General features: G+C 62.1%; 20 protein-coding genes. 12 read left to right on the forward strand and 8 right to left on the reverse strand.

Annotated elements, in window-relative coordinates:
* The first annotated feature begins 25 nt into the window (after positions 1-25).
* Together LPJGGPFB_RS16140 and LPJGGPFB_RS16145 are read left to right on the forward strand one after the other, a co-directional pair.
* Positions 26-1,219, forward strand: a complete 1,194-nt coding sequence (locus LPJGGPFB_RS16140; RefSeq protein WP_173420824.1) for a glycoside hydrolase family 5 protein — start codon at positions 26-28, stop codon at positions 1,217-1,219.
* A gap of 2 nt (positions 1,220-1,221) precedes the next feature.
* Complete coding sequence (locus LPJGGPFB_RS16145; protein ID WP_173420825.1) at positions 1,222-1,644, forward strand: GNAT family N-acetyltransferase; 423 nt, start codon at positions 1,222-1,224, stop codon at positions 1,642-1,644.
* Between the two features lie 124 nt (positions 1,645-1,768).
* Here the strand turns inward: LPJGGPFB_RS16145 and LPJGGPFB_RS16150 are convergent, their stop codons facing one another.
* Positions 1,769-2,326: a GNAT family N-acetyltransferase gene (locus LPJGGPFB_RS16150; protein WP_173420826.1), complete on the reverse strand. Its 558-nt coding sequence runs from the start codon at positions 2,324-2,326 to the stop codon at positions 1,769-1,771.
* 256 nt (positions 2,327-2,582) lie between these two features.
* Between LPJGGPFB_RS16150 and LPJGGPFB_RS16155 the strand changes: the two genes are divergently transcribed.
* Positions 2,583-3,560: a glutathione S-transferase family protein gene (locus LPJGGPFB_RS16155; protein WP_173420827.1), complete on the forward strand. Its 978-nt coding sequence runs from the start codon at positions 2,583-2,585 to the stop codon at positions 3,558-3,560.
* A gap of 51 nt (positions 3,561-3,611) precedes the next feature.
* Here the strand turns inward: LPJGGPFB_RS16155 and LPJGGPFB_RS16160 are convergent, their stop codons facing one another.
* The gene (locus LPJGGPFB_RS16160; RefSeq protein ID WP_173421069.1) at positions 3,612-4,052 is read right to left on the reverse strand and encodes an NUDIX domain-containing protein; all 441 of its coding nucleotides are present in this window, start codon (positions 4,050-4,052) and stop codon (positions 3,612-3,614) included.
* Between the two features lie 137 nt (positions 4,053-4,189).
* On the opposite strand from LPJGGPFB_RS16160, the gene LPJGGPFB_RS16165 reads away from it, so the two are divergent.
* On the forward strand, positions 4,190-5,092 hold the full coding sequence (locus tag LPJGGPFB_RS16165; protein WP_173420828.1) for a metallophosphoesterase family protein: 903 nt from the start codon (positions 4,190-4,192) through the stop codon (positions 5,090-5,092).
* Positions 5,093-5,274: 182 nt separating this feature from the next.
* Positions 5,275-5,823 carry a tetratricopeptide repeat protein gene (locus LPJGGPFB_RS16170; RefSeq protein WP_173421070.1) on the forward strand — a complete coding sequence of 183 codons (549 nt, stop codon included), beginning with the start codon at positions 5,275-5,277 and terminating at the stop codon, positions 5,821-5,823.
* Positions 5,824-5,886: 63 nt separating this feature from the next.
* Here LPJGGPFB_RS16170 and LPJGGPFB_RS16175 read toward each other — a convergent pair whose 3' ends face one another.
* Positions 5,887-6,786, reverse strand: a complete 900-nt coding sequence (locus tag LPJGGPFB_RS16175) for a DUF3313 domain-containing protein (RefSeq protein ID WP_173420829.1) — start codon at positions 6,784-6,786, stop codon at positions 5,887-5,889.
* A gap of 290 nt (positions 6,787-7,076) precedes the next feature.
* Here LPJGGPFB_RS16175 and LPJGGPFB_RS16180 point away from each other — a divergent pair, with 290 nt between their 5' ends.
* The 5 genes from LPJGGPFB_RS16180 to LPJGGPFB_RS16200 all read left to right on the forward strand — a co-directional run bounded on the left by LPJGGPFB_RS16180 (position 7,077) and on the right by LPJGGPFB_RS16200 (position 9,967).
* Positions 7,077-7,595: an RNA polymerase sigma factor gene (locus LPJGGPFB_RS16180; protein WP_173420830.1), complete on the forward strand. Its 519-nt coding sequence runs from the start codon at positions 7,077-7,079 to the stop codon at positions 7,593-7,595.
* A 3-nt stretch (positions 7,596-7,598) separates the two neighbouring features.
* On the forward strand, positions 7,599-8,426 hold the full coding sequence (locus tag LPJGGPFB_RS16185; RefSeq protein WP_173420831.1) for an anti-sigma factor family protein: 828 nt from the start codon (positions 7,599-7,601) through the stop codon (positions 8,424-8,426).
* Positions 8,427-8,876: 450 nt separating this feature from the next.
* Positions 8,877-9,086 (forward strand): cold-shock protein, encoded by a 210-nt coding sequence (locus LPJGGPFB_RS16190; RefSeq protein WP_025427963.1) that lies wholly within the window; start codon positions 8,877-8,879, stop codon positions 9,084-9,086.
* 238 nt (positions 9,087-9,324) lie between these two features.
* Positions 9,325-9,549: a hypothetical protein gene (locus LPJGGPFB_RS16195; protein ID WP_173420832.1), complete on the forward strand. Its 225-nt coding sequence runs from the start codon at positions 9,325-9,327 to the stop codon at positions 9,547-9,549.
* 37 nt (positions 9,550-9,586) lie between these two features.
* Positions 9,587-9,967: a DUF6481 family protein gene (locus LPJGGPFB_RS16200; protein ID WP_173420833.1), complete on the forward strand. Its 381-nt coding sequence runs from the start codon at positions 9,587-9,589 to the stop codon at positions 9,965-9,967.
* 110 nt (positions 9,968-10,077) lie between these two features.
* Here LPJGGPFB_RS16200 and leuA read toward each other — a convergent pair whose 3' ends face one another.
* Both leuA and LPJGGPFB_RS16210 read right to left on the reverse strand, forming a co-directional pair.
* Positions 10,078-11,787 carry a 2-isopropylmalate synthase gene (leuA, locus tag LPJGGPFB_RS16205; protein WP_173420834.1) on the reverse strand — a complete coding sequence of 570 codons (1,710 nt, stop codon included), beginning with the start codon at positions 11,785-11,787 and terminating at the stop codon, positions 10,078-10,080.
* 454 nt (positions 11,788-12,241) lie between these two features.
* A complete protein-coding gene (locus LPJGGPFB_RS16210; RefSeq protein ID WP_173420835.1) occupies positions 12,242-12,820 on the reverse strand; it encodes an ATP-dependent Clp protease proteolytic subunit in 579 nt (192 codons plus the stop codon).
* A gap of 240 nt (positions 12,821-13,060) precedes the next feature.
* On the opposite strand from LPJGGPFB_RS16210, the gene LPJGGPFB_RS16215 reads away from it, so the two are divergent.
* Complete coding sequence (locus tag LPJGGPFB_RS16215) at positions 13,061-13,639, forward strand: HupE/UreJ family protein (RefSeq protein ID WP_173420836.1); 579 nt, start codon at positions 13,061-13,063, stop codon at positions 13,637-13,639.
* Between the two features lie 50 nt (positions 13,640-13,689).
* Here the strand turns inward: LPJGGPFB_RS16215 and queF are convergent, their stop codons facing one another.
* The 3 genes from queF to LPJGGPFB_RS16230 all read right to left on the reverse strand — a co-directional run bounded on the left by queF (position 13,690) and on the right by LPJGGPFB_RS16230 (position 16,773).
* The gene (queF, locus tag LPJGGPFB_RS16220) at positions 13,690-14,154 is read right to left on the reverse strand and encodes a preQ(1) synthase (RefSeq protein WP_077503408.1); all 465 of its coding nucleotides are present in this window, start codon (positions 14,152-14,154) and stop codon (positions 13,690-13,692) included.
* The gene (locus LPJGGPFB_RS16225) at positions 14,151-15,068 is read right to left on the reverse strand and encodes a cation diffusion facilitator family transporter (protein WP_173420837.1); all 918 of its coding nucleotides are present in this window, start codon (positions 15,066-15,068) and stop codon (positions 14,151-14,153) included. The genes queF and LPJGGPFB_RS16225 overlap by 4 nt, the downstream gene beginning before the upstream one ends.
* A 154-nt stretch (positions 15,069-15,222) precedes the next feature.
* On the reverse strand, positions 15,223-16,773 hold the full coding sequence (locus tag LPJGGPFB_RS16230; protein WP_173420838.1) for an MFS transporter: 1,551 nt from the start codon (positions 16,771-16,773) through the stop codon (positions 15,223-15,225).
* 181 nt (positions 16,774-16,954) lie between these two features.
* Between LPJGGPFB_RS16230 and LPJGGPFB_RS16235 the strand changes: the two genes are divergently transcribed.
* Positions 16,955-17,878, forward strand: a complete 924-nt coding sequence (locus LPJGGPFB_RS16235; RefSeq protein WP_173420839.1) for a LysR family transcriptional regulator — start codon at positions 16,955-16,957, stop codon at positions 17,876-17,878.
* Positions 17,879-17,934 lie beyond the last annotated feature (56 nt).

Here is a 17,934-nt window from a genome sequence, read left to right on the forward strand (position 1 = left end):
AGGGACATTCTTTGGAGCCCTGTAGATGCGTTTGATAGCCTCCTCCTTCCTTGCCCTCGCCCTTGCCGGCGCAATCATCACCGGGCCCGCTCACGCGGCCGACCTTATCGATTTTTGGGACAAGCCGCAGCATGGCGGCAACAGCTTCAACCGGCTTCCGCCGGACGAGGCCTATTTCAAGGCGCTGTCCGGCTACGGCGCCACCTGGGTTCGCTTGTCCTACGACAAATGGAAGCCGGCCAAGCGCGACTATCTGATCGGCAATGCCGACAAATACGAAGGCATACCGGCGGCCGACCTGAAGACGCTGAAGGAAACGCTCGATCGCGCCGACAAGGCCGGACTGAAGGTGGTCATTACCCCGCTGTCGCTGCCCGGCATGCGCTGGTCGCAGAACAACGGCAACAAGTTCGACGGTCGCATATGGCAGGACAAGGCCTGGTGGGCTGAGGCCGCAAGCTTCTGGCGCGACCTCGCCCGCGAACTCAAGGATCACCCTGGTGTTGCCGCCTACAACATCATCAACGAACCGGCGCCTGAAAAGCAGAACGGCCTTGCAGAACACGCCGACGAAAAGGCGATGCAGGACTGGTATGCGAGCAAGAAGGGCAGCGCCTCCGACCTCGTCGCCTTCTATGAGACGGTGATCGCCGCCATCCGCGAGGTCGATCCCGCGACCCCGATCATGGCTGACGCCGGCTGGTACGCCGCAGCCGACGCCTTCAGCTATTGGCCGTCGGGCCTCAGCGACCAGAAGGTGCTCTACAGCTTCCACATGTACGAGCCCTATGCGGCCACCAGCGCGCCCAACATGAAGCGCGAGAAACCCTATGGCTATCCCGGCAAGGTCCCGTTCGGCGAAGGCGAGGAGAACTGGGACAAGGCGCGGGTTGCCTCCTATCTCGACCGGCCGGTGCAATGGGCGAAAGACAAGGGCATTGCGCTCAATCGCGTCGTTGCCGGCGAGTTCGGTTGCATGCGCCGCTGGACCGGCTGCAAGGCCTATCTCGAGGACGTGCTGACGACGCTCGACAAGGACAGCCTGCACTGGGCCTTCTACAGCTTCCGCGAAGACAGCTGGGACGGCATGGACTATGAACTCGGATCGAAGAAGGTCCACTGGAAATATTGGGACGCGATCGATGCCGGCACGCCCGATCCAGTGAAGCGCACGGCGACGCCTGAGTTCGAACCGATCTCCAAACGGCTGGCCAGGTAGGAGTGTCCATGTTCGAGATCACCGACAAACCGCCGGCCGAAGCGCTTGAAGCCATCGGCAACGGCCTGACGGCCTTCAACGCCGCTGATGTCGGCCCGTCCGAACGGCGGCCACTGGCAGTGCTCATCGGTGGTTCCGATGCCGGCGGAAAACGCGGAGGCCTCAGCGGCTATACCGCCTGGGGCTGGCTGTTCGTGCAATGGCTGTGGCTGCCCGAAGACCTGCGCGGCCAGGGTCTGGCGGTCAGGCTCCTGGCGGCGGCCGAAGACGAGGCCCGTCGTCGCGGCTGCCACGGCGCCTGGATCGACACGTTCAATCCGCAAGCCCGCCGCGCGTACGAGCGTCAGGGTTACGAGGCCTTCGGCGAGTTGCCCGACTTTCCGCCGGGCCGCAGCCGGGTCTTTCTGAAAAAGCAGCTGGGCTAAAGCATTTCCAGGAAAAGTGCGGAGCGGTTTTCCGTCAGGAAATGCGTAAAAACAGAGACATAGAGCGTTTCTGTGTTTCCGTATAAATCGGAAACGCTCTAGAGGTCGCCGACAGACGGTATTGTCAGACGGCAAGCGCCAGTTCTATGTCTTCGACCTCGGCCGTCTCCTCGACTGCCGCGTCGTCCCGCCAGCCGATGACGCCGGCAAGGCCGGCATGCACGCCTTCAGCCATCGGCACCACCAGCACCCGTGCCGGATCGACCGGCCCCGGGAATTCGAGAGCCGCGTAACGGACCTTCTCGAAGCCGAGCGGCTGGTAATAGGGCGGGTCGCCAACGAGGATGACGGCGTGCGAGCCCTTCCGCCGTGCCGCTTCGACGGCGATACGCACCAGCTCCCGGCCGATGCCCATGTTCTTGTGCGACGGCCGTACGGCGAGCGGCCCAAGCAGATGCCCCTTGATCGAACCCGCCATCACGGGCGTCATCCGGACCGAGGCAATCGTCTCGCCATTATCGGCGCAGACGAAGGACAGCGACCGATCGTGGGCGCCCTGCTCGCGAATGCGTGCAGCCGCCCGGGCGAACCGGCCGGGACCAAAGGCTTCTTCGTTGATGATTTCGATGGCTGCGTCATGGGACGCGTCTTCGGTCAGGTAGACGAGGTCATGCTTTTTCATGGGATCAGGAACCGTATGCAGACAGACATGGGGATGGCTTCGCCCGAGGGGGCGTTGGCAGCATCAGCGTCGTCGCAGGTTTCCCGAGAAGGTCATGAGTACGGTTCGTTCCGGACACAGAGAAATTTTCTGAAATCGCCGATACCAGAAAATTGCCCGATGTCAAAGCCCAAAACGCACTGTTCAGAAATCGATACCTTCCGCAGGTCGACAAAGCCGCTATCTATGAACAACGAAACCACGAAGGAGATTGCCCATGGGCAGGCTTGTAGACGGCGTCTGGCAGGACGTCTGGTATGACACGGCGGCGACGAAGGGCCACTTCAAGCGCAGCGAATCGCAGTTCCGCAACTGGATCACATCAGATGGATCGGCAGGCCCATCGGGCGAAGGCGGCTTCAAGGCCGAGGCCGGGCGCTATCATCTCTATGTCTCGCTCGCCTGCCCCTGGGCACACCGCACGCTGATCTTCCGCAAGCTGAAGAAGCTCGAAGACCTGATCTCGGTCTCGATCGTCGATCCGCTGATGCTGTCAAAGGGCTGGGAATTCAAGGGCAAGGACGGCGGCACCGTCGACCACCTCTTCGGCTCCGAAGCGCTCTGGCAGGTCTACACCCGCGCCGACCCAACCTATTCCGGCCGGGTGACGGTGCCCGTCCTCTGGGACAAGCAGAAGAACACCATTGTCTCGAACGAATCCGCCGAGATCATCCGCATGTTCAATTCGGCCTTTGACGAGCTGACCGGTTCGAATGCGGATTTCTATCCGCAAGACTTGCGCACCGAAATCGACGAACTCAACTCTCGCATCTACGGCACTGTCAACAACGGCGTTTACAAGGCCGGCTTCGCCACGAGCCAGGAAGCCTACGAGCAAGGCGTTACCCCGCTGTTCGACATGCTCGACGAGTTGGAAGAGCGGCTGGCGAGCCGGCGCTACCTGACCGGCAGCGCGATCACCGAAGCCGACTGGCGGCTGTTCACGACGCTGGTGCGCTTCGACCCCGTCTATGTCGGCCACTTCAAGTGCAATATTCGCCGGATCGCCGACTACAAGAACCTGCAGGGCTACCTGCGCGACCTCTACCAGGTGGCGGGCGTGGCCGAGACGGTCGACATGCGCCACATCAAGGAGCACTACTACCGCAGCCACACGATGATCAATCCGACCGGGGTCGTGCCCGTCGGCCCGATCCTCGATCTGGATGCTCCGCATGGGCGAGGCGCCATCTAAACACCCGACAAAGCGCTGCCATGGCCTCGGTCAGGCGCTGCACAGCCAGATCTACCAGTAGCTGTCGAAAACGCTTGCGCCCGCCAGCTCTCCAAGCCGGCGGCGCGTGGCGGGCGTCGTATCGTCAGGCAGGGCATCAAGCGCAAAAAAGCCGCTCGCCGAAATCTCCAGATCCGGCGTCTTCGGCGCCGACTGGCGAACATCGTCGCAGCGGTAAAACACCACGTGATCGCGGCGGCTCGTGCGCCTGTTGTAGTAGACCTGCACCAGCGCCGGCGGGACCGTCGCCTCGAGATTACCTTCCTCGCGCAACTCTCGCAGCAGGCCTTCGAGCGCCGTCTCGTCGCGGTCGAGGCCGCCACCCGGCAGGTGCCAGCCGGGCAGATAGGAGTGCCGCACCAGGAAGACCCGGCCTTGATCGTCGAAGCAGGCGGCGCGCACGCCGATCGTCATGCCGCGCGACAAGGCGTAGTAGCCGTGAGCCAGGCGCATCAGGACGCGGTGATACCAGCGCCGCACCTCCCGGGGCTGCTGTTTCTCCAGGTGTTTATCCTTCCGAATAGGCCGTTGGCCGGGATTAATCCGGCGACATGATTCCCCTCAACCGGAATATGCGCTAGACGGGGACGATGTTCAAACTTGCCCATATCTCCGATGTCCACCTCGGCCCCCTGCCCGATCTCTCATTGAGGGAACTCGCCTCCAAGCGCATCACCGGCTTCGTCAACTGGCACCGGAACCGCAGGCGACACCTGTTCACGGGCACGCTCGATTGCCTGATGGCCGACATCGAGAAGCGCGATCCGGACCATATGGCAATCACCGGCGACCTGGTGAACCTCGCTTCATCGCGGGAGATCACCGCGGTGACGGACTGGCTCGACGACGCTGGAGACCCGGCCAACATCTCGATCGTCCCGGGCAACCACGATGCCTATGTGCCGGGCGCCTATGAGAAGACGACGCGCGCCTGGTATCCCTTCATGCGCGCCGATGGCGCCCCGGCCGATTGGCATGAGAATCATCGCTGTTTCCCCTATATGCGGGTGCGCGGCCCGGTGGCGCTGATCGGTTGCTCGACGGCCGTCGCGACACCGCCCTTCGCCGCCAGCGGCTATTTCGGCCAGCGGCAGGCCCGCGCCACCGTCAAACTGCTGCGCCAGGCGGGCGATGCCGGCCTCTTCCGCGTGGTGATGATCCACCATCCGCCGATCCGCGGCGCCACGTCGCTGCACAAGCGCATGCTCGGCATCCGTCGTTTTGCAGCGACGATCTCGTCTGGCGGCGCCGAACTGGTGATCCACGGCCACACGCACTTGAACACCGTCTATTGGCTGAAGGGGCAGAACGGCCCGGTACCGGTTGTCGGCATCTCCTCGGCATCGCAGGGCCCGGGCGGCCACAAGCCGCCGGCTGCCTACAACCTGTTCACCATCGCCGGCGAGGCCGGCAACTGGCACCTCACCCGCGAGCGATACGCGCTCAACGCCGACGCGACGGGCGCCACGCTGGTTGAGACCACCCGTTTCTAGGGACGGGACGATCATAGGAGCGGCCGGCCCGAAATTTGCCGGAATCCCATCCCCGAGAGGAATAAATACGCCTGTTTGCGCGTCACACTCCCGTTCGGGTTCCCACAACCGGCAGAGCGATCTATTCTCTGTGCCGGAGATGGCGTGCTCGGCGCCATTGTATCAGTTGGGAGATAGGCATGATGTACCGCAAGACCATTCTATGCACCCTGTTTGCCGCCGGCGCGGCCATCTTCTCAGCGCAGACGGCCATGGCCGCCGGCGAGGATAGCAGCGAGCCGCCGAAGAAAACCAAGACGAGCAGCGAATGCACCCAAGGCAAGGTCTGGGATGCCAGGAAAAATGCCTGCGTTAACGCCAAGAAGAGCGATCTGAGCGACGACATCCTTTTCCAGGCCGCCCGCGAGCTCGCCTATGCCGGCCAGTATGAGAATTCCATCAAGGTTCTCGGCGCCGTCAGGGATCAGAAGAGCGCCCGGGTACTGAACTATCTCGGTTACGCCAATCGCAAGGCGGGCCGGATGGAACTCGGCATGCAATACTACAAGCGCGCGCTCCAGGCCGACGAAAACTATATCCTCGCCCGCTCTTACATGGGCCAGGCGTTGATCGAGCAGGGCCAGATCGAGGATGCCCGCGTGCAACTGGTCGAGATCCGCGACCGGGGTGGCGAAGACACCTGGGCCTATCGCTCGCTGTTGCAGTCGCTCGGCGGCGTCAGGCATTATTGACGCAGTCCCACTGCCTTCCCGCAACCGGGAAGGCAGTTCCGCACCCTGGCTGAAAGCGCCTCCTCAGCTACGCTTCTTTTCGGTCCATTCCGGCGGCAAGCCCAGCCCGCCGCCGACGATGCCTGTCACCCCGGAACCACGCCCGAAAACCGCGCAATCGGGATCGGTCGGCTTGCCGGTGACCGCATAGGACAGGCTGTTCGAGACGGCCTTCATCGACGGCAATTCGAAGTCCGACTTCATCGGGTCGTTGGATTTTGCCAGCAACGCGCTGAAGTCCTCGGAGAAGTCGCCGGCCAGTTCGAAGGCGTCGGCCGCTGTCGATGCGCGCGAGCCGTTGGTCAGGATATTGGCGCCCCGCGCCCATGTCAGTCCGGCGATCTGCTTGCCCCGTGTATCGAAGGCCTCCGCCTCGACGGCGAGACTGCCAAGGCCGATCGGAATACGCGGGACCGGCACCGGCGCCACCGCCGAGGTGACGGTCGACACGCCGGCGACAACGGCATTGGTCGCCTTGACCTTGCTGACAACCGAGCGCACCGCCATATCCGCAGGCTTCGAGACCGGCACGACGTCGAAATGGGCACTGAGCGCCTCGCACAGCGACCGGTCGATACCCGTCGCCACCAGTTTCTTCTGGGGATCGCCGAGCGTGCCGACGTCGGCATTGGAGGCAAAGGTCGTCGGGATCAGGTGCACGGTCTTCACCGTCTTGGTCGCGGCGGAATCGACCCGGTACTTCGTCTTGGTCACCATGCCGTCGCTGGCGACGAAATCCTTGTAGGACGACAGCGAGCCGGTCTCGCTGAGCGACGCGCTCTGGCAGGCAGCAAGGCCCGCAAGCGATACGCTTAAGCCCGCAACGCGAAGGAACGGCGACGCCGATCGCAACCGCTCACCCAGCACGCGCCCAGAGGATCGCCAGCCGCTACGGCCTGCACGATCGCATTCTTGTTTGTTCATTGACACTTCCCCCGACAACGACTTGCAGTTGCACGGATGAGTACCGGTCAGATTCGGGCTGAACTTTGACGCACTGCCGGCGCAAGCTCGCAGTTTACGGTAACGACTGCCTCGCGAGACGGGGTGCGGGTGAGCGAAGGTTTTTGGGATTACGGCGCAAGAAAGAACAGATTTCGCTTTCCGATCCGGGACTTCCCTTGCAGACTGGCGCTCAAATGTTTCATATCATTGGCCGTGGATACTATCTGGCGAATAAAGACACGATCCCGCACGTTTCATTTGGAAGAGCAATGCGCCCAGCGGCAGAAACGAAGGACTTCAGACGCGACTTGGTCAGCCTGCTGCCCAAATTGCGCCGTTTCGCAATGACATTGACGCGCAATGCCCATGATGCCGATGACCTTGTCCAGGAAGCTTGCGAAAGAGCGATTACGCGCAGTCACCTCTGGAACGGAGAAGGCCGACTCGAAAGCTGGATCTACGCCATGACGCGCAATCTCTGGGTCGACGAGATCCGCAAGCGAAAAGTCCGCACCGGCAGTGGCACGGTTGACGCGTCCGACCAGGACGAACTCAGCGTCGAGGCCTCCGCCGAAAAGGCCGTCTACGCCAACCAATTGCAGAAAATGATCCTCTCCATGCCCGAAGGCCTGGCAAGCACGTTCCTCCTCGTCAACGTCGAAGGCCACAGCTACCGCGAGACTGCCGATATCCTCGGCATCCCCATCGGCACGGTCATGAGCAGGCTATCGACAGCGCGCCTCAGGCTCGCCGCGATGATTTCCGAAAACACCGAAAGGAGGGCATGACCGTTGCAGCAGACGAAAGGTCACGCGCTCGAGATTCGGTTGTGCGCCTATATCGACGGCGAACTCGGCGAGGCAGAGAAGACTGAGCTGGAGGCGCTCCTCGCCCGCGACGAGGACGCAAAGGCTCTGTTCGAAAAGCTGAAGGCCGGTAGCGCCTTCGGCAACACGGCTTTCGAGGATTTCCTGCACGATCCGGTGCCACTGGCGCTGGTGCGTCAGATCAAGCAGGGATCCGGCATCAATCCCAAGGCGGAACGGGTGACGATCGCTGCCGCCAATGTCAGCCGCGTGCGCGTCTGGCCGCGCGTGATGGCCGCTTCCGTGGCGCTGGCTCTGCTCGGTGGCACCGCCGGCTATATCGTCGGGACGACAAACGGCCTCGGCGAGCCGACGAAGCTTGCTTCAGCACGTAGCTGGCTCGACGACATCGCCGACTACCACCGCATCTATTCACGCCAGAAGGAACGCCTCGTCGAGGTTCCTGCCTCCGAAGCTCCTGTTATCGAGACCTGGCTCGCCTCCAGCGTCGGCGTGCCGTTCACCATCCCCAACCTCACCGGCAAGGGCCTGAACTTCGAGGGCGCACGCCTGCTCGTCGCAAACGGCAAACCCGTCGCCCAGCTCATCTATCGCAATGCCGATGGCGACGTGTTTGCAATCTGTTTCCTCAAGGACAGCGACAGCCCGCAATCCGACAAGTTCTCCGAAAGCATCCGCGACGATCTCGGTATGGTTTCCTGGCAGCGCGGCGGCGCATCCTTCGTCGTTGTCGGTCCGTCCGCAAATCCCGGCCTGCACGATCTGGCCGAAGCGGTCTCGACGACAATCTGACCCTGCACCTTCACACCGCCCCGCCGCTCTGTCGCCTTCGTGTTGGCGTGCCATTTGTCAGGCTGGATCGCGTCGCCGTGAAAGCCGGCTCGCTCGCCGGTCCGGCAGAAAGCAAGAATGCCCGAACCCCAGGCAGTTATTTATTCACACAACCAAATAGTTAAAGCCGCTTTTGATACAGAAAATACATCTGCCGCCGTGGGCAAATATTGACTCCGAATTGCGGTGTCGTCTCGCCCGGAAAATTGGCAAAATTCAGCAAATAAAAACCAAAGGTTGACATTGCAATACTTTATCTCTATCTCTGGCAAATCGATATTTGCTTGCTGAGCTTTGGTTACCGCGCATTTAGCAACCGCGCCCTGAACGAACCTTCCTTTCAAAAATCGCTATCATCATCCGCAGCGCTTCCGCGCCGCGGTCATTCAATACGCTATGAAAGGGTTCATCATGACCACTGGCACAGTTAAATGGTTTAATTCCACCAAGGGCTTCGGCTTCATTCAGCCTGACAACGGCGGCCCGGACGCCTTCGTCCACATCTCTGCGGTCGAGCGCGCTGGCATGCGCGAAATCGTCGAAGGCCAGAAGATCGCCTACGACATGGAGCGCGACAACAAGTCGGGCAAGATGTCTGCCTGCAACCTTCAGGCAGCTTAAATCGGTATCGGCTCTCCCTTGACCACGGATGTACTGGCACTGTCGAGAGCATGATACCCATCAAGGTCAGGCATTATGCCTGGCCTTTTTTTGTTAGCACGTGTTGCCTGCATGATCCCGCCGATCGAAATCGCGCCGGAGATGAAACCATGTGGGAACCAAAGGGATAGCGCAGTTGTCGCATACCTCGATGGAGGTGCGCCACTGCAGGCGAACCCCTTTTAAGTCGGGAAACCCCATGACAGACACACACAACAAATCGCGCCAGCGGGCCGAGATCGCCTTTGCCAAGGAGCAATCGCAGTTCTTTGCCCGTGACAGCGCGGTCGAAGAGCTTGACTCGATCGTCCAGGCTCGCGAGGAGAAGACCTTGCGCCTGCGGGAAGCCCGCCTGGCAAAAGAGTTGCAGGATCGCCTGGCGGCCGCCGCCGCCCCCGTTTCGAAACGTGTCAGAAAGGCCTGACTTTCAGTCAGGGTGACACCTCAACTGGAATAGAGACTTGAGAAACATCAGAAACAGTGAACTCACCGACCGTCGTAGCGCCGCCAACGATGCGAAGGCAGCGCTTCTCCAAGCCTATCGCGCTGCAAAGGAAGCAGCCGAACCGACCCAGCTCGCCCGACAGGCCGAACGCCAGGCGGTCGCTGCCGCCCGCGAGGAACGGCGTATCAATCGCGAGCGGGTAAAGACCGAGGAGCGCGAGCGCGCGCAGGCAGAGGCCGCCGAGCGCGAGGCAGCAATCGCCGCTGCAGCAACGGCTGAGGCCGAAGCACGCGAAGCAGCTGACAAGAACCGCATTTCGCGCGTCATCGAAGACGAAGCTGCGCGCAAGGCCGAACGCGATCGGCGCTACGCCAACCGCAAGGCCCGGCAGGGCTAACCGCCTCCAGGCCCGAAATAAGCGGCCGGTCGGCACACCCGCATGGCATTGCATTGCATTCCGATTGAACACACCGCGCGTCGACCTCGACGCGCGGTGTTTTTTAATGCTCAGCTGAGCTTCATCTCCAGCACGCGGTTGGCGGCCGAAACGATCGCTTCCAGCGAGGCGGCGACGATGTTGGTGTTGATACCGGCGCCGAACAGCTTTCCGCCCGGATGCTCCATCTCGACATAGGCGATGGCGGCGGCGTTCGAGCCGTGCTGCAGCGAATGTTCGGAATAGTCGGCAACCGAGAGGTCGACACCGAGGTAGATCGAGAGCGCGTTAATGAAACCATCGATCGGACCGGTGCCCTTGCCCTCGATGCGCTTCGTCTCGCCATTGTCGGTGATCTCGGCTGCAACCACGCGCACGCCCTTGTGCTCACCGACCGGATAGGTGTGGTGATCGACGAATTTTATCCGCGCGCCGGGCTGGTCGACGTAACGCTCGATAAAGCGCTCATGGATCCGCTTGGAGGGTAGCTCCTTGCCTTCCTCGTCGGTGATGCGCTGGATATCTTCACGGAACTCGACCTGCAGGTTGCGCGGCAGGTTGATGCCGTAGTCTTCCTGCAGGATATAGGCGATACCGCCCTTGCCCGACTGCGAGTTGATGCGGATGATCGCCTCGTAGGAGCGACCGACGTCACGCGGGTCGATCGGCAGGTAGGGCACTTCCCACTGCGGTTTGTTGGCGGTCTTGATCGCCTTCATGCCCTTGTTGATCGCATCCTGGTGCGAACCGGAAAACGCGGTATAGACCAGCTCGCCGACGTAAGGGTGGCGCTCCGGGATCACCATCTGGTTGGAATACTCGTAGACTTCCTTGATCCGCTCGATGTCGGAGCAATCCAGGTTCGGGTCCACACCCTGGGTAAACATGTTCAATGCCAGTGTCACGACGTCGACATTGCCCGTGCGCTCGCCATTGCCGAACAGCGTGCCTTCGACGCGGTCGGCGCCGGCCATCAGGCCGAGCTCGGTCGCCGCGATACCCGTCCCGCGGTCGTTGTGCGGATGCAGCGAAATGATCAGGCTCTCGCGATTGTCGAGGTTGCGGCACATCCATTCGATCTGGTCGGCATAGATGTTCGGCGTCGCCATCTCGACGGTCGACGGCAGGTTGAGGATCAGCTTGTTGTCAGGCGTCGGCTTGACGATCTCGGTGACGGCGTTGCAGATCTCCAGCGCCACCTCAAGCTCGGTGCCGGTGAAGCTCTCCGGCGAATATTCGAAACGATAGCCGCCGCCGGCCTTGGCCGCCATGTCGGTGATCATCTTGGCGGCGTCGGTCGCGATCTGCTTGATCCCGGCCACGTCCTTGGCAAACACCACGCGGCGCTGCAGCTCACTGGTGGAATTGTAGAAATGCACGATCGGCTTGTGGGCACCCTGCAGTGCTTCGAAGGTCCGGGTGATCAGCTCCGGCCGGCACTGCACCAGCACCTGCAGCGACACGTCCTTGGCGACGTTGCCCTCTTCGATGCACCAGCGGGCAAAGTCGAAGTCCGTCTGCGAGGCAGAGGGAAAGCCGATCTCGATTTCCTTGAAGCCCATGTCCAGGAGCAGCTGGAACATGCGCGCCTTGCGGTCATGGCCCATCGGGTCGACGAGCGACTGGTTGCCGTCACGCAGGTCGACCGAGCACCAGATTGGCGCCTTGGTAATCGTCTTCGAAGGCCAGGTACGGTCCGTCAGCGCGACCTGCGGGTAAGGCTGATACTTGACCGCCGCTTCCGGCATGCCGTTCTTGATGGAATGGGATTTCTGGATCATTGCAGCTTCTCTTCATCACTGAGCGCTCTGGCCGCTTTGCCATAACCGATCGAGGATCGGATTGCGATGGCAAATGCCGCGGCGGGCGCGCCTTTGTCCTAAAACTCTATGGGATTCGAGGAGCATCTGCCGGCGTGGCTTTTCGGCCGCCGGGCGCTCCTCAGCGAACCCGGCAACCGCGAGTAAGGCCGAGAAGAAGAAGCGAGGCGAAGGCGCGCAGCGGCGCACGATTGTCATCGTGTGCGGCAGAGATCGTAGCGATCCGATATGCGCTGGCCTTGGTCATGCCAAAGCCTATACACGGCTTGCCGGAACGGAGCAAGGCGTCGCCTTCAGGAAACATTGGGTGGCTCCACGGGCTCTTCAATCCGTTGACCCGCAAAACAAAAAGGGCACCGGCGCGACCGCCGATGCCCTTTTCACATCAAACCGCCGCTTCCGGCGAGTATCGGCCTCAGATATCCGAAACCGAGGTGATGATGCGCGAAACGAGACCGTAGCTCTTGGCCTCTTCAGCCGACAGCCAGTAGTCGCGCTCGGTGTCCTTGGCGATCTTCTCGACCGACTGTCCAGTCGCCTCGGAGAAGATCTTGTTGAGGCGCTCGTTCATCTTGATGATTTCGCGCGCCTGGATTTCGATATCGGACGCCATGCCGCGGGTGCCACCAGACGGTTGGTGAAGCAGGAAGCGGGTGTTCGGCAGGCAAAGGCGACGCTCCTTGGGAACGCCGACATAGATCAGCGCGCCGGCGGAAGCGACCCAGCCGGTTCCGATTGTCCAGACCTTCGGCTTCACGAACTTGATCATGTCGTGAATGCTGTCGCCGGATTCGACGTGGCCGCCGGGCGAGCTGACGAAGAGGCGGATATCGTCATCGCTGGCCGACGCAAGCGCCACGAGCTGCGAGCACACCTTCTGCGCCAGTTCCTGGGTGATCGTGCCGTAGATGAAAATCGAGCGCGACTTGAAAAGGTTCGCCTCCGTTTCCTTGCCCAAGGGCAGTTCGGTGTTCTTGTCTTCCTCGTCGCTCATCGATGATTCTCCGGCGTCCAATGAATTTCTTTGTCAAAGTCAGATAATGCGACTCGACCGCGAAGACAATGCAACAAACCGAAGGGGCGACAAAGCGGCAGTCAGGACTGTGTCTATGGTAAACACCGCCACCGCCAAATGCCGTATGGACAGCCCGACAAGCGGCAATAAGATCAGCGCGTCAACGAACAGCAAGAACGGGGCTTTCCTCCCAGGCCCTGTCGATCCATGGGGACGAGCATGAACAAACGCATCCTGATTGCGGCCGCAGCACTGATGGCATCCGCAGCACCCGCCTTCGCACACCTCAACCCGCAAGAGCACGGCTCGTTTGCCGCCGGCTTCTCGCATCCGCTCTTCGGCCTCGACCATATTCTGGTCATGGTCGCCGTCGGGCTCTGGGCCGCCCAGATCGGCGGCCGGGCGCTGTGGGCGGTGCCGACAGCCTTCGTCGCCATGATGGCAGTCGGTTTCGCGCTGGCAACCGCCGGCATCGACCTTCCGTTCGTCGAGCCCGCGATCCTCGCATCGGTTGTCGCGCTGGGCCTGCTGGTGGCCATGGCCGTGCGCCTCGATACGGCTGCGTCGGCTGCTGTCGTCGGCCTCTTTGCGCTCTTCCACGGCCATGCCCATGGCGGCGAACTCGGCAGCGCCGGCGCCATGCCCTTCGCCGTCGGCTTCATGATCGCCACCGCCGCCCTGCACACAGCCGGCATAGGCCTTGGCGTGATGCTGGGCCGCCTCTCCGGCGGCGGCACGCTGGCGCGCGTGCTCGGCGGGATCACGGCTCTGGCCGGAACGGCCCTGATCTTCGGCTGACGATCGCGAGGAGAGGCAAAATGAAAATGGCGGGCCAGGCCCGCCATTTCTTATCCCCGTCCGCGATAGGTCGGCACGCCCTGATCGGGCAGCCACAGCCCTTCGGGCGGCTTGCCGGTCTGCCAGAACACGTCGATCGGGATGCCGCCGCGCGGATACCAATACGCGCCAATGCGCAGCCAGCGCGGCGACAACAGCGTCACCAGCCGGTTGGCGATGTCGATGGTGCAATCCTCGTGAAAGGCGCCGTGGTTGCGGAAGGAATGCAGGAAAAGCTTCAGCGACTTTGATTCCACCAGCCATTCATCGGGCACGTAGTCGATGACGATATGGGCGAAATCCGGTTGTCCGGTCATCGGGCAAAGCGAGGTGAATTCCGGCGCGGTGAACCGCACCAGGAAGTCCGCGCCCCGATTGCCGCTCGGCACACGCTCGAGCACCGCTTCGTCAGGGCTTTGCGGCAGATCGACCTTCGCGCCCAGTTGCGACAGGCCGGATACGTCAGTCTGGCTCATTTCCGAACTCCACTTACCTTTACGCGCACACCGTGCGCCGTTTCGCCTTCCGGCTCCACATGAATGGCGATCTTGGCGCCGGGATGAACCGTGCGGATCGCGTCTTCGATGCGGTCGCAGATATCATGCGCCTCTCCAACCGCCATCTTTTCCGGCACGACCATGTGGAAATCCACAAAGATCACCGCACCCGCCTGGCGAGTCTTCAAGTCGTGCACGCCAAGCGAACCCTTGGCATTGGCGGCAATCGCCTGCTTGATCGCCTCCTCTTCATCATCCGGCACGGCTCGGTCCATCAGCCCGTCGATCGAGCGTGAGATGACAATCCAGCCTTGGAACAGAATGTTGCAGGCAACGATGACGGCGAGCAGCGGATCGAGGATCGCGTAACCGGTCGCAATGGCAAGAACAAGGCCGATCAACACGCCGATCGAGGTGACGACATCCGACAGGATATGATGCCCGTCGGCGCTGAGCGCAGGCGAGCGATATTGCCTGCCGGCGCGGATCAGCACATAGGCCCAGACGGCATTGATGACACCGGCGACAAAGTTGATCGCGAGCCCGAGGGCGGGCGCATCGAGAAGAACCGGCGCCATCATCGCCGGAACCGCTTCCCAGACGATCAGCAGCGCGGCAACGACGATCAGCACGCCCTCTATAACGGCGGAAATGTATTCCGCCTTGTGATGGCCGAAAGGATGCCCGGCATCCGCCGGCTTGGCGGCATATCCGATCATGGCATAGGCGATGACAGCCGCAATCACATTGACGGTCGATTCAAGACCATCGGACAGAAGCGCGACGGAACCTGTCACCCACCACGCCAACATCTTCAGGCCCATGACGCCCAAAGCAAGCGGAATGCCCCAGAAGGCAAGTCGGAGCACGGTTCTGTTATCGGATACGGACATTTTCATCATTCCTCATGCAGATGCAAACGAGTTGCAAACGCAAGCCCATTGAAACGCAAAACCGCCCGCGCGAATTTCGCGCAGGCGGTCAATGGCAGACATATGTGCCATCAGTGGCGGCTTGTCAAAGGTTTGATCGGACCATCCGCACCTTCTAAGGGTCCATGACTGTGCTCGGCAACAGATCAGGGTCTTCGGCTGCACTTTCCACCACGTCTGCGCCCTTGCCGAGATAGAGGAAGACGATCACCGCCGTGGCCGCGGTAATGGCCGTCAACAGCCAGAGCAGCGCGCCGAACGCATCGCCATAGGCCTGAAGCAGGACACCAGGCTCGATCGACGGCACGACGCTGCCGGCCGCAGCCACGTTTCCAGTGACGAGCCTCTGGGCGATATCGGCAGCGTGCACGCCCGCAACCGAATCCAGGCTCATCTGCGCAAAGGCAGAGAGAAGCGCCGTCACCACCGCAAGCGCGACTCCTTCGCCGGCAACGCGGGTGGTGCTGAAGATGCCTGTCGCCATGCCCGCGCGCTCCTTCGGCACCACGCTGACGGCAAGGCCATCCATCAAGCCCCAGGGCAGGCTGATGCCGATGCCGATGGTGAGCAAGGGTGCGACCAGCAACATAGGGTCGGCCCCCACGGGAAACTGACCGAGCCAGGCAAGACCGGCCGCCGACACCAGCAATCCGGCCCCGCAGATGGCCGCCGGCGCGAACCAGCGTGTCAACAGGCCCGCGGCGATCGGCAGGACGAGAAGCGGCGCCGACAACGCAATCATCATCCACCCGCCTTCGATTTCACTCATGCCTTCGATGCCGATGAAACGCACCGGCAGCAGAATGAGCAGCACGACGAAAGCATAGGCAGGTGCCGCTGCCAGCAATTGTACGCCGACAAAACGAGGATATCTGAACAGCGAAAGGTCCAGCATCGGCCGCGCTACGGAGCGCTCGATCCGGTAGAAGATGAAGAAGAAGGCGGCAGCAGCTGCCAGCATTGCCAGGACAAACGGATCGCTCCAGCCAGCCTCAGGCATCTGCAGGATGCCGAAAGTCAGGAATGCCAGCGCGAGTGTGAATGTCGCCGCGCCCTTCCAATCGAGCCCTCTGGCATTCGGATCGCGTGTTTCCTTCAAGAAGATGGCCCCGAGCACAAGGGCGAAGCCGGCAAGCGCAACGACGAGCAGAAAGATTGCCGGCCAACCGAATGCCTCGACCACGAGACCGGAAGCAATCGGGCCGAAGGCGAGGCCCACGCCGAAGCTCGCACCGACGATACTGAACGCCCGCAGCCGCTCGCCCTCTTCAAATTCCTGCGCCAGCGATGCCATGCCGCCGGAAAAGGCGGCTGCGGCGCCGAGACCCTGCAGCGCTCTGAGACTATCAAACCAGACAATGTCTCCGGCGAAGGCCAGGCCGAACGAGAACAGCCCGAAGGCTGCAAGCCCGCCAAGAAACATGCGCTTGCGGCCGTAGGCATCGGCAAGCGCGCCGGCGGCCATCAAGGTGCTGCCGAAGGTCAGCATGAAGGCGTTGGTGACCCAGTTGAGCGCCAGCGGGCTTCCGCCCAGGCTCCGGCTGATCGCGGGCAGCGCCACGGCCGGTCCGGTGAAGGTCAGCGGCATCGCCGCCGCGGCACAGCAAACGGCGACAAGCACGAACAAACGTCCCGCCCCGCCCTCACATCCAATCTCTTCTCTCATATCTGTCAGTCCGCTGTGTTCGAGCAAAGGAAGGACCTCGCGGCGCACGCAAATTGGCCGGCCATATGGTCCGTGTCAGTGACTATCGATTGACTTGAAGAGGATAAATTGGACACAGTGGCGGGAAAATACCGCCATTGTTCCACTCATGGCGGAAGAAAACGCTCGAATAGGAGAAGCCATGGATCGCCTGAGCGGGCTGACGGCCTTTGTGCGAACCGCTGATCTCGGAAGCTTCGTTGCGGCCGGACGCGTGCTTGGGCTGTCCGCTTCGGCTGTGGGCAAGGCGGTGACGGGCCTCGAAAAGCAACTGGGCGTCCGTCTTTTTCAACGCTCGACGCGCAGCCTGCGACTGACCGAGGAGGGCCGGCTGTTTCATGAGCGCTGCCGCCGCGTGCTTGACGATCTCGACGATGCCGAGGCATCGCTCGCACAGGCTGTCGCCGCCCCGCGCGGCCGCCTGCGCGTCAGCGTTCCGATCGTCAGCTATCACCTGCTGTTGCCGGTGCTACCTGCGTTTGTCGAGCGCTACCCCGAGGTCGAACTTGACCTCGACTTCAATGATCGCATCGTCGACCTGATCGACGAGGAGGTCGACGTCGCCATTCGCAGCGGCGACCTGCCCGACTCCCGCCTGATGTCGCGGGCCCTCAGGCCATTCCGGCTGCTGCTTTGCGCCGCGCCTTCCTACCTCGCCGACCGCGGCACTCCTGAATGCCCGCGGGATCTCGACGGTCACCGGGCGATCCGGTTCCGCTTTCCCAACAGCCGCAAGCTGCAGGACTGGCCTATCGCCTTGCCGGCACAGGCCCTCCTGCCACCGATGCAGACGGTGCTGACATGCAACAACATGGAAGCCCTGCGGGGCGCCGTGGTCAGTGGCCTCGGCATCGGCTGCATGCCGGATTTTCTGGCGCGCGGGCCACTTGCCGACGGCACGCTCAAAACCGTGCTCGATGCCCATCTCGATGCGCCCGGCCAGTTCCATCTTCTCTGGCCATCGAACCGGCATCTGTCGCCGAAAGTCCGCGTCTTCGTCGATTTCCTCAGCGAACGGCTGTTTGCCGATCGCTGCGAAATCCCCGATGGCCCAAGCGCCCCTTGAGAACGACGGCCGGTTCCACAACGAAAAGCGCCGCCCCCGGTCAAGGAGGCGGCGCT

Source organism: Ensifer adhaerens, from assembly GCF_013283195.1.
In the GTDB taxonomy this organism is placed as follows: Bacteria; Pseudomonadota; Alphaproteobacteria; order Rhizobiales; family Rhizobiaceae; genus Ensifer; species Ensifer adhaerens_G.